Genomic DNA, 13,679 nt, shown 5'->3' with positions numbered 1-13,679 from the left:
AGGGGGTGGGCGGGGTGGCGCAGACGAGCATGCCGCCGGGCCCGGCGGCATGTCCGCGAGTCCCTCGGGGGCCGCCAGGGGGAGCAGGTTTCCGGCGCATGCCGGATCGCGTACCGCGATGCCCCCGCCATGTGGAATGGCCTCCCCCTCGCTCCCCTGACGGCGGAGCAGGGGTCACCAAACCAAAGCACCGAGAACCGCCACGGCCTTGCCAGACAGAGTAAGCCTCAGCTCACCGCACTTCTCCAGCCTGGCCCCCGCACGACCTGCCCCGGCGTCGCTCCGGTGTGCTGGCCGTCCTCGAGCACCCGCACCCCGTTGACCCACACCTCGTGCACGCCCACCGAGAGCTGGTGGGGGTCTTCGAAGGTGGCGCGGTCGCTGATGGCGTCGGGGTCGAAGAGGACGAGGTCGGCCTTGCAGCCGGGGGCGATGCGGCCGCGGTCGAAGAGGGAGAGGCGGTTGGCGGGGAGGGAGGTCATCTTGCGGATGGCCTCCTCGAGGCTCAGCAAGCCCTCCTCGCGCACGTAGCGCCCGAGCACGCGGGGATAGCTGCCGTAGCCCCTGGGGTGGACCGGCCCGTAGCCCCTGGCCCACTCGGGGTCGAAGCCGCCCGCGTCGGTGGAGACCATGGCCCAGGGCTGGGAGAGCTCGAGGCGCAGGTTGTCCTCGCTCATGCTGAAGTAGATGGTGCTGATGCGCTGCCCCTCCGACACCAGCAGGTCGAAGACGGCCTCGAGAGGTTCCTGGCCGCGCATGGCCGCAATCTCCGAGAGCCGCCTGCCCACGTAGACCTGGTTCTCGGGCTTCTGGAAGCCCACCGGCATGACGTGCTCGGCGCGGGAGCGGGTGTCCACGTCGGGGTTAGGGCCCTCGAGCTCGGCCCGGACGCGGGCGCGCACCGCGGGGTCGCGCAGCTTCTCGTAAAGCCCGCCGCCTTCCGCGACCCAGTTGGGCAGCATGGCCGTGAGGCCGGTGCCGCTGGCGGTGTAGGGGTACACGTCGGCGGTCACGTCCTGCCCGGCCTTGCGGGCCTGGTCGATGCGGGCGATGGCCTGGGCCATCTTGGGCCAGTTGTCCTCGCGCGAGGCCTTGAGGTGGTAGATCTGCACGGGCAGGTTGGCCCGCCGCCCGATCTCCAGGGCCTCCTCGAGCGCCTCGAGCAGCCGGTCGCTCTCCGAGCGCAGGTGGGTGATGTAGAGCCCGCCGTGCTCGGCCACTACCTTGCAGACCTCCACGATCTCCTCGGCGTCGGCGTAGTCGTCGGGGGGGTAGATGAGGGCGTAGGACACCCCGAAGGCCCCGTCCTCCATGGCCTCGCGCACGACCCGGCGCATGGTCTCGAGCTCATCCCGGCTGGCCTTGCCCATGCGCATGCCGCAGGCGTACTCGCGCAGGGTGCCCCCGCCCAGGAAGCTGCCCACGTTGGGCGAGACGCCGTGCCGGGCCATGGCCTCGAGCCAGTCCCCGAAGCGCCGCCAGGTCTTCATGCGCTCGTTCCAGGCCTCGGGCACGTAGGGCGACAGCTTGCGCGGCGCGATCTGCCCGCCCTGCGGCGCGGGGGTCCAGGCCTCGCCCATGATCTCGGTGGTCACGCCCTGCGTCACCTTCGACAGGCAGCGCCCGTCGCGCATCAGGGGCTGGATCGAGTGGGAGAGGATGTCGATGAAACCTGGCGCCAGCACGCGGCCGTCGGCCTCGAGGACTTCCCCGGCCTCGCGGGCCGAAAGCTGCCCCGCCGGGGCGACCGCCGCGATGGTTTCCCCCGCGATCGCCACGTCCCCGTAGAACCAGGGGTTGCCGCAGCCGTCCACCACGCGGGCTTTGCGGATAATCTGGTTGTAGCGCACGGGGTCTAGTCTAAGTCAAGGGTCGTACGTCTTACATCGTACGTCGTACGCAAGACGCAAAACGCAAAACGCCTCGACCCTAGATCCCCGACCCTAGACCTCGAGCGTCACACGCCACAAGCCCTCCTTTCGCCCTCGGCGTTGCCCCTTGCCCCTGCGCTCAGACCCACCGTTCATCCCAGCCCTATCCATCCTTCGGCTGTTGCGAATCGGCAGGTCGGCCGTGGTAGACATAGGCATGGAAAAACCGGGCAGTTGGGCGGGGGGATTTTCGCGGCGTCTTCACAAACACTGTGCCTTGTTTTATTGAAGGCGGCCCTCGAGCGCGCCTACACTGAACCATGGCAACCCCAGTGCGCACCTCGTGGCTCAAGCCCGCCGGTCTGGTGATGGCCGGGGCGGCTTTGGCGCTGGCGGGCTTTTTCGCCGGGCGGCTCTCGCAGGGCTCGAGCCCTTACGCCGCGGTTCCGGCGGGCGTGGCCCGTCCCGTGCAATTCCAACTGCCGCCCCAGGGCCCTCCCGACCAGGGGGCCCAGGAGCTCATCCCGCTGCCGGGGCCCGGCCAGGGGCAGCAGCCGGGGCAGGGGCAGCAGCCGCAGCAACAACCGGGCCAGGGGCAGCAGCCCCAGGAGTGCCCGATCTTCATTTATCAGGACGGGCGGCTCTACCAGCTCCCGCGCCCGGGGCAGCAGCCGCAGCAACAGCAGCAGCCCGGGCCCGGCAACGGGCCGTTCCCCGGCCAGCCGGGAGGTTCGCCCGAGCTCATCCCGCTCGACCCCACCAACCCCGGCCCCGCCCTCCCGGCCCCAGCCCCGACCCCGGAGCCCGCTCCCTCCCAGCCGCAGCAGAACAACCGCATTTAGGCGGCCCGGGAACCGCCTGCGTTGACCGCCATGCCCACCCCCGCCCGTTTCAGGAGGATTGCCCATGGATAAACCGATCACCCCCCTCGAGCCCCAAGTCGTGCTAGACGCCTCGTCCCGGCTGCGAACCCTGCTCTTCGAGGTCAAGAAGATCATCGTCGGGCAGGACCTGATGCTCGAGCGCATGCTGGTGGCGCTGCTGGCGCGGGGGCACATCCTCATCGAGGGCGTCCCGGGGCTGGCGAAGACGCTGGCGATCAAGACCCTGGCCGAGGCCATCGGCGCGAGCTTCAAGCGCATCCAGTTCACCCCCGACCTCGTGCCCGCCGACCTCATCGGCACCCGCATCTACAACCCCAAGGAGGGCTCCTTCGAGGTCGAGCTCGGCCCGGTCTTCGCCAACCTGATCCTGGCGGACGAGATCAACCGCGCACCCGCTAAGATCCAGTCGGCGCTGCTGGAGGCCATGCAGGAGCGGCAGGTCACCATCGGCAAGGAGACCTACAAGCTCCCCGACCCCTTCCTGGTGCTGGCCACCCAGAACCCCATCGAGTCGGAGGGCACCTACTTCCTGCCCGAGGCCCAGGTGGACCGCTTCATGTTCAAGGTGGTGGTGGGCTACCCCGGCATGCACGAGGAGATCACCGTCGTCGAGCGGGTCTCCACCAAGTTCCCGCCCGTCGAGGTCCAGCTCACCCACCAGGAGCTGCTCGACCTGCAGACCATGACCGACCAGGTCTACGTGCACCCCCTGGTCACCGAGTACGCGGTCAACCTCGCGCGCGCCACCCGCGAGCCCGGCGAGGTGGGGCTGCCCGAGCAGCGGCGCTACATCAGCTTCGGGGCCAGCCCGCGCGCCAGCGTCAACCTGATCCTGGGGGCCAAGGCCCTCGCCATCGTGCGCGGGCGGGAGTTCGCCCTGCCCGAGGACGTGCGCGACCTGGCGCCCGAGGTGCTGCGCCACCGTATCATCCCCTCCTACGAGGCCCTGGCCGACGGGGTGCAGCTCGAGGCCCTGCTCGCCAAGCTCATCGGGGCGGTGCCGCTGCCGCGGGTCCACCTGGGCGACCCCCACCGCGACGGCCGCCCCCTGAGCCAGCCGCAGAACCCGCCCACGGCCTGATCCCGGAGGGTTGCGATGCTGCGACGCTTCCGACGCCCGCCCGCTGGGCCACCCCCCGGGGCCGAACCCCCGCCGCAGGAGGGCGGGGCCCTGCGGGTCAGGCCCCCGGCCGTCGAGCTGCTGCGGAGGCTGCAATTCACCGTGCTGCGGCGGCTGGACGGCTTCTTGTTCGGCGACTACAGCGGGGTGTTCTACGGCCCCAGCCTCGACCTGGCCGAGGTGCGGCAGTACCAGCCCGGCGACGAGGTGCGCAAGATCGACTGGAACGTCACCGCCCGCACCGGCACCCTGCACGTGCGGCAGTACCGCGAGGAGCGCGAGATCACCGCCTGGCTGGTCGTTGACCGCTCGGCCTCGATGGACTTCGGCACCCGCCGGGTGCTCAAGGGCGAGCTGGCGTTGGAGTTCGCCGCTACCGCCGCCTCCATCGTGATCCGCCACGGCGACAAGGTGGGCGCGGTGGGCCTGGGCGACGGCCGCATGCGCGTCACCCCGCCGCGCAGCGGGCGCCAGCAGGCCCTGCGCATCCTCGACTCCCTGATGGGCGTGCCCTCCCTCGAGGGCCGCCGCTCGAGCCTGGCCGAAGGGCTCGAACGCCGCTCGAGCCTGGCCGAAGGGCTCGAACACCTCAGCAAGACCCTGCGGCGGCGGGCCCTGGTCTTCGTGGTCTCCGACTTCCTGGACGAGCCGGCGAGCTGGGAGAGCGCCCTGCACCGCCTGGCCCAGCGCCACGAGGTGATCGCGGTGCGGGTCTACGACCCGGCCGAGCGCGAGCTGCCCAAGGTGGGCGAGCTGCGCCTGCGCGACCCCGAGAGCGGGGAGGAGGTCTGGCTCGACACCGACGACCCCCGGGTGCGGGCCGCTCACGCCGCGCTCGTGCAGAAGCGGGAGGAGGGCCTGCTGCGGGCCTTCCGGGCGGCCCAGATCGACTACCTCGAGCTCTCCACCGCCCAGGAGCTGGTGCAGCCGCTGCTGAAGTTCACCCTGCGGCGCAAGGGAAGGAGGGCGGTATGAGCTTCACCTGGCCCGCGCTGCTGTTGGCGCTGCTGCTGCTGCCCGTCACCGTCGCGGTGCTGTGGAGCCTCGAGCGCCGCCGCCAGCGCACCGCACAGGCCTTCGCCGACGCGCACCTGCTCAAGGCCGTGCTGCGGCCGGCCTCCCGGGCGCACCGCCGCTGGCCGCTGGTGCTGCAGCTCGTGGCGCTGGGCGTGCTGCTGTTCGCGGCGGCCCGGCCCGTGGCCGCCCTGCCCCTGCCGGTCAACAAGGCGGCAGTGGTGCTCGCCATCGACACCTCGCGCTCGATGCTGGCGACCGACCTCAACCCCAACCGCCTCGAGGCCGCCCGCGCCATCGCGCTCGAGTTCCTCAAGGTGGCCCCCGCCACCACCCAGATCGGGCTCGCCAGCTTCTCCGACGTGGCCACAGTGCTCGTGCCCCCCACCACCGACCGCGAGCGGGTGCGCGAGGCCATCGCCCAGCTCAAGGTCGCGCAGAACACCTCACTGACCTCGGCGGTGGTGACCGGGGTGCGCATGCTGCCGGGCCGCAAGGACGTCAAGCCTCCCGAGGAGCTCACCCCCCGCATGTTCGCCGTGCCCGACACGCCCGCGCCGTCCGGGCCCGCGCCCCAGCCCGAGAAGATGCCCCCCGGGGCCATCCTCATCATCTCCGACGGGGTCAACAACGTCAGCTCCAACCCCGAGGTCTCCGCCAGCGACGGCCTGCGGATCGCCTCCCGCTTCGCCTCGCAGTGGAAGGTCAAGGTCTACACCGTGGGCGTGGGGCGCGAGGGCGGGGCCATCATGCAGCAGGACGGCCAGAACTACTACGTGCCCTTCGAGCCCCGCACCCTGCAGGCCCTGGCCCAGGACACCGACGGCAAGTACACCTACGCCCCCAGCCAGGACGCGCTGCGCGAGGTCTTCACCGAGCTGGGCACCATCATCCGCTGGGAACCCACCCGCACCGAGATCTCGGCCCTGCTCTCGGGGCTGGCGCTGATCCTGCTGGTGGTGGCCGGGGCGCTCAACCTGCACTGGCAGCGGCGGGTGCCGTAAGGAGGGGCATGGGCTTCCTGGCGCCCTGGGTTCTGCTGGCCCTGCTGGGGCTCCCCCTGCTGGTGGCGCTGTACCGGCGGGGCGTGCTCGGGCAGTCGAGGGCCTTCGCGGCCTACCCCGAGGCGCAGGCCCTGCTGCGCGCCCAGGCCCACAACCCCGGCCGCCTCCACCTGCCCGCCCTGCTGTACCTGGGGGCGGTGGCGCTGGGGCTGCTGGCGCTGGCCCGCCCGACCCTGCCCCTCCCGGCCGCCGAGAACCTGGCCGGGGTGATGCTCGCCATCGAGACCGGCTGGTCCATGCGCTCGACCGACATCGCCCCCAACCGCCTCGAGGCCACCCAGCAGGCCGCGCGGGCCCTCGTGGAGGCGCTTCCCGCCAGCATCCCCGTGGGGATCGCGGTCTTCTCGAGCTACGGCGTGCCCATGTTGCCGCTGACCCTCGAGCGGCAGCGGGTCTACGAGGCGCTGCAAAACCTCGAGCTCGGCGACGGCTACTCCTTCACCTACGGCCTGCTGTCCGCGCTCGAGGCCCTCCCCGACGCCGCCGGCGAGGGCCGGCCCGGCGTGATCGTGCTCTTCTCGCACGGCCACGACAACTCCGGCAACGACCCGCTCGAGATCGCCGCCGAGGCGGCCCGCCGGGGCATCCGCATCCACGCCATCGGGGTGGGGACCCACGGCCACAATTTCGACGACGACGTGCTCAAGCAGGTCGCCGACCGCAGCGGGGGCCGCTACTACCCCATCTTCTCCGCGACCGACCTGCGCGACGCCCACCGCGACTTAGGCAGGGTTATCGCGGTGCGGCCCCGTCCGACCGAAGTTTCCGCGCTGTTCTCCCTGGCGGCGGCCTCCCTGCTCGGCCTGAGCCTGGGGGTCGCCTTCGCGCGCAGAAGGGTGGTGTGAATGAGCCTGACCTGGCCCTGGGCGTTGTTCCTGCTGGCGTTCTTGCCGCTGTTCGTGTGGACCTACTGGCGCAGCGTGCGCCGCAGGGGCGAGGCCGCGGTGGTCTACCCCCACCTGGCGCTTTTGACGCGGGCCGGTGCCGAGGGGCGGCGGTGGTCGCGCTACCTCCCGGCCCTGCTGTACCTGGCCTCGCTGGCGCTGCTGATCCTGGCGCTGGCCCGGCCCAGCCTGGCCATCCCCCGGGCCAACCCCCAGGCCGGGGTGATCCTCGCCCTCGACGTCAGCCGCTCGATGGCGGCGGGCGACGTCAAGCCCAACCGCTTCACCGCGGCCCAGAACGCCCTCAAGGCCTTCGTGCGCGAATTGCCCGAGGGGGCGCGGGTGGGGCTGGTGATCTTCGCCCGCTACGCGCGGCTGGTGGTCCCGCTCACCAGCGAGCACCACCGGGTGATGGAAGCGGTCAACCTGCTCGAGATGGACTTCGGCACCACCATCGGCGACGGGCTGATGGAGAGCGTGCAGGCCCTGCCCAGCCTCGAGGAGCGCAAGGCCACCGGCGAGGACCCCTACAAGCTCGCCACCGTGATCCTGCTGTCCGACGGGCGCAACTACGGCGGGGTGGACCCGCTCGAGGCCGCCGCCGAGGCCGCGCGGCAGCAGGTGACCGTCCACACCATCGGGGTGGGCTCGGTCACCGAGGGGCCCATCCCGGGCATCGAGCCCCGGCTGTGGTGGGCGGCCCGCTTCGACGAGGAGACCCTGCGCTCCATCGCCCAGGCTACGGGCGGGGAGTACTACTTCGTGGACTCGGCCAGCGCGCTCAAGCAGACTTACAGCGACCTCAGCCGCTCGGTGGTATGGGACTACCACCGCGACGAGGCCACCGGCTACGCGGTGATGGCCGCGGTGGCGTGCCTGCTGGCGAGCCTGCTGCTGGGCGAGTGGCGCCGCCGGGTGATCTGAACCCTTCGACCCTAAGCCTTCCCCGACCCCGACGCGCCAACGACGCCCTCGAGCCCTATGCGACTGATCATCCTCACCCACTTCTGCGCCACGTGGGCCCTGGTGGGCCTGATCTGGACCCTGCAGGTCGTGAACCTGCCGCTCTTCGCCAAGGTAGGGGAGAACGCCTTCTCCTCCTACGAGGCCAACCACAGCCTGCTCCTGCCGCAGGTCATGGGCACGCTGATGTTCATCGAGCTCGTCACCGGGATCGTCCTGGTGGTCTTCCCGCCCGGCTGGGTCCCGTCGTGGGTCTTCATGCTCGGCCTCGGCCTGCTGGTGCTGATCTGGGCCTGGGGCTTGCTGGTGCAGGCCCCCCTGCAGCGCAGGCTGGCCCGCCGCTTCGACCCCCAGGCCCTGAGCCTGCTGGTGTACACCAACTGGCTGCGCACCCTGGCCTGGTCGGCGCGGGGCTTACTGCTGGCCTGGGCCATGCTGCGCTACGCGCTGTAACTTCCCAACCTGAGATAGAGCGATCCCGAGTTGCTCCGGCTTTACCCGGGCTAACCCGGCGCCGCTCGAGCTTCTGATGCCAGATTCGGTTAGTTCGTCACCGAAGGGAGACGCTTGCTTCGCCGGCCGTCAGGGAGGAGTGTGCTCTGGGATTCAAGAAGATAGCCTCCGGGGCTCTTCGGATCGGATGATTATCTTTTTGAATCCGGTATGAATCTCCTCACCCGGGCGAGGCGGTAAGCTAGAAAGCAGGTTTATGGTTCAGGCACCCGCTCTGCCCGCTCGAGCCGCCACGCAGCTAGCCAGCGGCAGCCGGGTCATGATGCGGGCCCTGAACTTCACCCCCTCCATCCCCCGCTACGTCTTCGCCAGGTTCCTCGACGGCCGCTACCCGGTGCGCAGCCTTCCCCTGCACCTCGTGCACCTGCCCGAGCCCACCCCGCCCCGGGGGTTCGAGCGGCTCAAGGTGCGCTTGGCAGGCGTCTGCGGCTCGGACCTCGCCCTGCTCTACGGCAAGAGCTCGCCCGCCCTCGCGCCCTTCTACTCCTTCCCGGCGGTGCTGGGCCACGAGATCCTGGCCGAGCTCGGCGGGGTGCGGGTGGTGGTCAACCCGCTCTTGACCTGCCACGAGCGCGGCCTCCCCGACTGCCCGGCCTGCGCCAAGGGCGACGACCACCGCTGCCAGAACCTCACCGAGGGCAACTTCCGCCCCGGCATCCTGGGCTACTGCTCCGACCTCCCCGGCGGCTGGAGCGAGCGCCTGGTGGCCCACCGCGAGCGGATTTTCCCGGTCGCCGAGAGCGTCCCCGACGAGCGCGCCGTGCTCACCGAGCCGCTGGCGGTGGTGGTCCACGGCGTCCAGCAGGCGCTGGCGAAGGACTGGCCCGACGAGATCCTGGTCGTCGGGGGCGGCACCATCGGGTTGCTGTCGGTGGCGGTGCTGCGGGCACTGGGCTTCGAGGGCCCCATCCACGCGGTCGTCCGGCGCAACCACGCGGCGCAGTGGGCCCGGGCCTTCGGGGCCAACGTGACCTACCCCTCGGTGCGCGAGGCCCAGAAGGCCCAGAAGTACGTGAGCTACCGTGGCCTGCTCGGGAAGCGGGCCTGGCGGGGCGGCTTCGGCGCGGTGATCGAGGCCTCCGGCAACCCGGCCGCCCTGCAGGACTCGAGCTGGGCCGTCACCGAGGGCGGCCGCATCCTGCTGCTGGGTTCCCCCGGCGGCGCGTTGCACGACTTCTCGCCCTACTGGTTCCGCGAGGTGCGCCTGCTGGGCAGCTACGCCTACAACTGGGACGCCTTCGCGACCGCGGTCAAGCTGTTGCCCGAGCTCGAGGGCATCGAGGTGCTGGTGGGCCAGCAGTTCGGGCTCGAGTCGTGGCCGGAGGCTATCCGGGCGGCCAAGCGCGGGGGGGCTAAGATCGTGTTCAAGCCTTGATGGGGGCGGTGGTCGATAGCTGATGGCCGATAGCCCATAGCCGGGCGCGGGTCGTACGTCGTACGCCGTACGCAAGACGCAAGACGCAAGACGCAAGACGCAAAACGCAAGACGCAAAACGCAAAACGCAAGACGCGAGACCTTGGACGCCTTGGCCCTAGACCCTCGACGCCGGCCGGGAGGGCCGGGGAGGGGGTAAACCACGAGCCGCTTTCCATCCCCAACCCGTGCGGGATAGCTGGTAGATTGAGGCATGCCAGAACAGACCAAGGGTGTCGGGGAGATCGACCAGAGCATCGTCGAGGACCTGGGCGGGATCACCGTGATCCGGGGTGGGGGGAAGGAGCGCGGCTGGAACGGTATTCGCTACATGCAGGGGATGTCGGCGAAGAACGTGGGGTCTACGGGGCTTTCCGTCAACGTGGCGACCGTGCCGCCGGGGGCCATCGCCTACGCGCACATCCACGAAGGGTTCGAGGTGATGCTGTTCATCGCGCAGGGGCGGGTGAAGCACACCTTCGGCGAGGGGCTGAAGCAGGAGGTCATCAACGAGGCGGGGGACTTCATCTACATCAAGCCCGGGGTGCCTCATGAGGTGATCAACATCGGCTCCGAGCCATTAATCGCCTTCGTGGCCCGCTCCACCGCCGACGAGTGGGACAAGATCGTCAACTACCCCTCGCAGTACCGGCCGGAGGAGTGAGGGTGTCCGAGGCCGGGGCGACGCCGTGCTCGAGGTCCGTCAGGTCACCAGCCCCCTAGACCCCGCCATCGGCAAGTTCGGGCAGCTCCAGCGGCGGGTCTACTTCGAGCCGGACATGCTGATCCCGCCCGGGGTGATCCGGGCCATGATCGGCGTTCCGCTCGCCGCGCGCGGCAACTTTTTGGTCGTGGCCGAGGAGGGGGGCGAGGTGCTGGGCGGGACCCTCTTCCACTACATGGCCCGGCCCAACACCGGCTTCTCCAGCTTCATGGGCGTGGCCCCCGAGGCCCGGGGTCGGGGCCTCGCCCGCAGGCTGCACGAGGCCCGCTTCGCCGTGCTCGACGCGGCGGCCAAAGGCCGGGTCAACGGGGTGTTCATCGACGTGGTGGCCCCCGAGCGCATGAGCGCGGCCGAGCTCGAGGCCGAGCGGCGGGTGGGCTCCGACCCCGTGCAGCGCCGCCGGGTTTTTCAGGCCCTGGGTTTTCGGAAGGTGGACCTCCGCTACGAGCAGCCCGTGGGCGGGCCGGGCGGCGGCCCGGTCACCAACCTCGACCTGCTCTACTGCCCGCGCGAGCCCGCCGAGACCGTAGCGACGGGGCTGGTGCTGGAGACCCTGCGGGCTTACTGGACCCCTTGGCTGGGGCCTTCGCGGGCCCGCCGGGAGGTCGAAAAGCTGCGGCAGCGGGCCGGGGGCGACGTGCTGCGCCTGCTGCCGGCGGCGGGGCCGGGCGGGTAGCGCTGGCGCTCGCGAGGGCGGCTCGAGGGCTTAACCCCCCTCCTCACTCCTCGCGCGGGCCTCGCCCTTGTCTTAGGGTTTTTTCCCGGCGGGTCATACCAACGGCAGTGGGGGAGGGCTGAGGGCGGCGGTACAATACCGCCATGTTCCGCTACGGCATGCTGGTGTTCATCCCGCTGGCGGTCGCGCTGGAGGTCTTCCACGCCCCGGCGGTCTGGATCTTCGTGGTCTCGGCGCTGGCGCTGCTGCCGCTGGCGGGCTGGATGGGGCAGGCCACCGAGGAGCTGGCGGCACGGGCGGGCAGCACGGTGGGCGGGTTGCTCAATGCCACCTTCGGCAACGCCGCCGAGCTGATCATCGCCACCGTGGCCCTGCTGGCGGGCAAGATCGAGATCGTCAAGGCCAGCATCACCGGCTCGATCCTCTCCAACTTGCTGCTGGTGCTGGGGCTGTCCATCTTCCTGGGGGGCCTGCGCTACCTGCGCCAGAACTTCAACGCCCACGCGGCCGGGCTCTCGGCCTCGCTGCTCACCCTCACGCTCATCGCCTTCATGCTCCCCACCTTCTTCGACCTCGCCGAGCGCAACTTCTTCAACGTGCCCGACCCCACCCTGCCCGACGAGCTCTTCAGCCTCGCCACGGCCGGGGTGCTGATCCTGATCTACCTCGCCAACATCTACTTCACCCTGCGCACCCACAAGGACCTCGTCAGCGGCCTCGACGAGGCCCACCCCGAGGAGCACCCGGCCACCTGGAGCGTGCCGGTGGCCGTGGGGGTGCTGGCCGCGGCCACGGTGGGGGTGGCGGTGATGGCGGAGTTTTTGGTGGGGAGCCTCGAGGCCGCCACCGAGGTGCTGGGGCTTTCGGAGTTTTTCGTGGGCATCATCCTCATCCCGCTGGTGGGCAACGCCGCTGAGCACTTCGCGGCCGTGGTCTTTGCCATGAAGAACAAGATGGATCTGGCGGTGCAGATCGCGGTGGGCTCCTCCCTCCAGATCGCGCTGCTGGTGGCCCCCATCCTGGTGCTGGTGGGCTACTTCGCCGGGCGGCCCATGGACCTCGTCTTCCACAACCCCCTCGAGCTCGCCGCCCTCGCCGCCAGCATCCTGGCGACCAACGCGGTGGTGCGCGACGGGGAGAGCAACTGGCTCGAGGGCTTCCTGCTGCTGGGCGTGTACGCCCTGCTGGGTTTTGCCTTCTTTTTCACCCCGCGCTAATGGGCGGCGCGAAAATGAATACGTCCGACCGGCTACCGGCTGTCCACCGAGCGGTCAGTGAGTAAGCTCGCTGACATATCGCCGGGGTCGAAGTGTTATGTTACGAACCTAAGCAGTACATGAGGATTAGGAGGTTTCTGGATGAAAAGTGTCTTCGCGTTGCTGATCGCCCTGGGGATGGGCCTCGCCCTGGCCCAGAAGGGTCCCATCACCGTCGGCTCCAAGATCGATACCGAGGGGGAGGTGCTGTGCCAGATGGTCAAGCTGCGGCTCGAGGCCGCCGGCTTCCGCGTCAACGACCGCTGCCGCACCGGCACCACCAACATCGTGCGCAGGGCCCTCACCTCCGGCGAGATCGACCTCTACCCCGAGTACACCGGCACCGCCCTCACGCAGTTCTTCCCCGAGGCCCAGGTCGAGGCCGCCCTGACCCGCGACGCCAAGCGGGGCTTCGACAAGGCCAAGGAGCTCGACGCCAAGAACGGCATCGTCTGGCTCAACCCGGCCCCCGCCAACAACACCTGGGCCATCGCCGTGCCCAAGGCCCTGGCCGAGAAGGAAGGCCTCAAGACCATGGCCGACTTCGCCCGCTACGTCAACGCCGGGAAGCCGGTGAAGCTGGCGGCCAGCCAGGAGTTCGTCGACCGCGACGACGCGCTCAAGGCCTTCGAGCGGGTTTACGGCTTCAAGCTCAAGCCCGAACAGCTCCTCATCCTGCCGGGCGGCGACACCACCCAGACCGAAACGGCGGCGGCCCGCGGCACCAACGGGGTCAACGCGGCCATGGCCTACGGCACCGACGGGGCCATCGCCACGCTGGGCCTGGTCGCCCTCACCGACCCCCGCGGCGCGGTCGCGGTCTACCAGCCCGCCATCACCGTGCGCAAGGCGGTGCTCGACCGCTACCCCGAGCTCGCCACCCTCATCAACCCGCTCTTCGCCACCCTCACCGAGGACGTGCTCTCCGACCTCAACGGCCAGGTGGCGCTGGGCAAGAAGGCCGCCGACGTGGCCGCCGAGTACCTCAAGCAGAAGGGCCTGATCAAGTAAGGGGGCCCGCGTGTTGCGCCCTGCTGGGCGAGCGCTCAACCCGGTGGCCTGGCTGGCCGCCGGGTTGGGCCTGCTGGCCCTGGCCCTGCCCTGGATCGCGTTCAAGCCCAACCGCCTGCTCGACGGGGCGTTCGTGCGGCCGTGGGGCCTCGAGCCCGCCCTGGCCGCGGCGCTGGCCCTGGGCTGGCTGCTGCTGCCCCTCCTGCGCGGGGCTGCTTACCCGCTGCTGCTGGGGCTGCTCACGCTGGGCTGGGCCCTGCTGGCGGGCGGGGTGGCGCGGGGGGT

13 protein-coding genes and 1 pseudogene are annotated in these 13,679 nt (G+C 70.4%); 13 read left to right on the top strand and 1 reads right to left on the bottom strand.

The window, feature by feature from the left end; translation table 11 throughout:
* Positions 1 to 227: 227 nt before the first annotated feature.
* Positions 228 to 1,850 (bottom strand): N-acyl-D-amino-acid deacylase family protein, encoded by a 1,623-nt coding sequence (locus MEICH_RS25730; protein ID WP_036219613.1) that lies wholly within the window; start codon positions 1,848 to 1,850, stop codon positions 228 to 230.
* Between the two features lie 341 nt (positions 1,851 to 2,191).
* Here MEICH_RS25730 and MEICH_RS25725 point away from each other — a divergent pair, with 341 nt between their 5' ends.
* From MEICH_RS25725 to MEICH_RS30275, 13 genes and pseudogenes are all read left to right on the top strand, one after another.
* On the top strand, positions 2,192 to 2,713 hold the full coding sequence (locus MEICH_RS25725; RefSeq protein ID WP_051304298.1) for a hypothetical protein: 522 nt from the start codon (positions 2,192 to 2,194) through the stop codon (positions 2,711 to 2,713).
* 64 nt (positions 2,714 to 2,777) lie between these two features.
* Positions 2,778 to 3,836 carry an AAA family ATPase gene (locus MEICH_RS0117030; protein ID WP_027893595.1) on the top strand — a complete coding sequence of 353 codons (1,059 nt, stop codon included), beginning with the start codon at positions 2,778 to 2,780 and terminating at the stop codon, positions 3,834 to 3,836.
* A gap of 15 nt (positions 3,837 to 3,851) precedes the next feature.
* Positions 3,852 to 4,850 (top strand): DUF58 domain-containing protein, encoded by a 999-nt coding sequence (locus MEICH_RS0117025; RefSeq protein WP_084542396.1) that lies wholly within the window; start codon positions 3,852 to 3,854, stop codon positions 4,848 to 4,850.
* A complete protein-coding gene (locus tag MEICH_RS0117020; protein ID WP_027893593.1) occupies positions 4,847 to 5,893 on the top strand; it encodes a VWA domain-containing protein in 1,047 nt (348 codons plus the stop codon). Before MEICH_RS0117025 ends, MEICH_RS0117020 begins: the two co-directional genes overlap by 4 nt.
* A gap of 8 nt (positions 5,894 to 5,901) precedes the next feature.
* The gene (locus MEICH_RS0117015; RefSeq protein ID WP_027893592.1) at positions 5,902 to 6,798 is read left to right on the top strand and encodes a vWA domain-containing protein; all 897 of its coding nucleotides are present in this window, start codon (positions 5,902 to 5,904) and stop codon (positions 6,796 to 6,798) included.
* A complete protein-coding gene (locus MEICH_RS0117010) occupies positions 6,799 to 7,761 on the top strand; it encodes a vWA domain-containing protein (protein ID WP_027893591.1) in 963 nt (320 codons plus the stop codon).
* A 57-nt stretch (positions 7,762 to 7,818) separates the two neighbouring features.
* Positions 7,819 to 8,253 (top strand): hypothetical protein, encoded by a 435-nt coding sequence (locus tag MEICH_RS0117005; protein WP_027893590.1) that lies wholly within the window; start codon positions 7,819 to 7,821, stop codon positions 8,251 to 8,253.
* Positions 8,254 to 8,575: 322 nt separating this feature from the next.
* Complete coding sequence (locus tag MEICH_RS0117000; protein WP_027893589.1) at positions 8,576 to 9,688, top strand: zinc-dependent alcohol dehydrogenase; 1,113 nt, start codon at positions 8,576 to 8,578, stop codon at positions 9,686 to 9,688.
* A 253-nt stretch (positions 9,689 to 9,941) separates the two neighbouring features.
* Positions 9,942 to 10,391, top strand: a complete 450-nt coding sequence (locus MEICH_RS25720) for a cupin domain-containing protein (protein WP_051304296.1) — start codon at positions 9,942 to 9,944, stop codon at positions 10,389 to 10,391.
* A 25-nt stretch (positions 10,392 to 10,416) separates the two neighbouring features.
* A complete protein-coding gene (locus MEICH_RS0116990) occupies positions 10,417 to 11,127 on the top strand; it encodes a GNAT family N-acetyltransferase (RefSeq protein WP_027893588.1) in 711 nt (236 codons plus the stop codon).
* 143 nt (positions 11,128 to 11,270) lie between these two features.
* Complete coding sequence (gene cax / locus MEICH_RS0116985) at positions 11,271 to 12,344, top strand: calcium/proton exchanger (protein ID WP_027893587.1); 1,074 nt, start codon at positions 11,271 to 11,273, stop codon at positions 12,342 to 12,344.
* Positions 12,345 to 12,485: 141 nt separating this feature from the next.
* Positions 12,486 to 13,394 (top strand): ABC transporter substrate-binding protein, encoded by a 909-nt coding sequence (locus tag MEICH_RS0116980; RefSeq protein ID WP_027893586.1) that lies wholly within the window; start codon positions 12,486 to 12,488, stop codon positions 13,392 to 13,394.
* 10 nt (positions 13,395 to 13,404) lie between these two features.
* Positions 13,405 to 13,679 (top strand): annotated as a pseudogene (locus tag MEICH_RS30275) (ABC transporter permease); the annotation flags it as partial.

Origin of the sequence: Calidithermus chliarophilus DSM 9957, assembly GCF_000430045.1 — a bacterium.
Classification (GTDB): domain Bacteria; phylum Deinococcota; class Deinococci; order Deinococcales; family Thermaceae; genus Calidithermus; species Calidithermus chliarophilus.
This window is presented reverse-complemented; position numbering and strand designations above follow the sequence as displayed.

What these genes read in the sequence shown, in the direction of transcription:
- MEICH_RS0117015 (WP_027893592.1), top strand. Translation starts at nt 5,902, where the DNA reads ATGGGCTTCCTGGCGCCCTGGGTTCTGCTGGCCCTGCTGGGGCTCCCC.
- MEICH_RS0117010 (WP_027893591.1), top strand. Translation starts at nt 6,799, where the DNA reads ATGAGCCTGACCTGGCCCTGGGCGTTGTTCCTGCTGGCGTTCTTGCCG.
- cax (WP_027893587.1), top strand. Translation starts at nt 11,271, where the DNA reads ATGTTCCGCTACGGCATGCTGGTGTTCATCCCGCTGGCGGTCGCGCTG.
- MEICH_RS25725 (WP_051304298.1), top strand. Translation starts at nt 2,192, where the DNA reads ATGGCAACCCCAGTGCGCACCTCGTGGCTCAAGCCCGCCGGTCTGGTG.
- MEICH_RS0117020 (WP_027893593.1), top strand. Translation starts at nt 4,847, where the DNA reads ATGAGCTTCACCTGGCCCGCGCTGCTGTTGGCGCTGCTGCTGCTGCCC.
- MEICH_RS0117030 (WP_027893595.1), top strand. Translation starts at nt 2,778, where the DNA reads ATGGATAAACCGATCACCCCCCTCGAGCCCCAAGTCGTGCTAGACGCC.
- MEICH_RS0117000 (WP_027893589.1), top strand. Translation starts at nt 8,576, where the DNA reads ATGCGGGCCCTGAACTTCACCCCCTCCATCCCCCGCTACGTCTTCGCC.
- MEICH_RS0117005 (WP_027893590.1), top strand. Translation starts at nt 7,819, where the DNA reads ATGCGACTGATCATCCTCACCCACTTCTGCGCCACGTGGGCCCTGGTG.
- MEICH_RS25720 (WP_051304296.1), top strand. Translation starts at nt 9,942, where the DNA reads ATGCCAGAACAGACCAAGGGTGTCGGGGAGATCGACCAGAGCATCGTC.
- MEICH_RS0117025 (WP_084542396.1), top strand. Translation starts at nt 3,852, where the DNA reads ATGCTGCGACGCTTCCGACGCCCGCCCGCTGGGCCACCCCCCGGGGCC.
- MEICH_RS0116980 (WP_027893586.1), top strand. Translation starts at nt 12,486, where the DNA reads ATGAAAAGTGTCTTCGCGTTGCTGATCGCCCTGGGGATGGGCCTCGCC.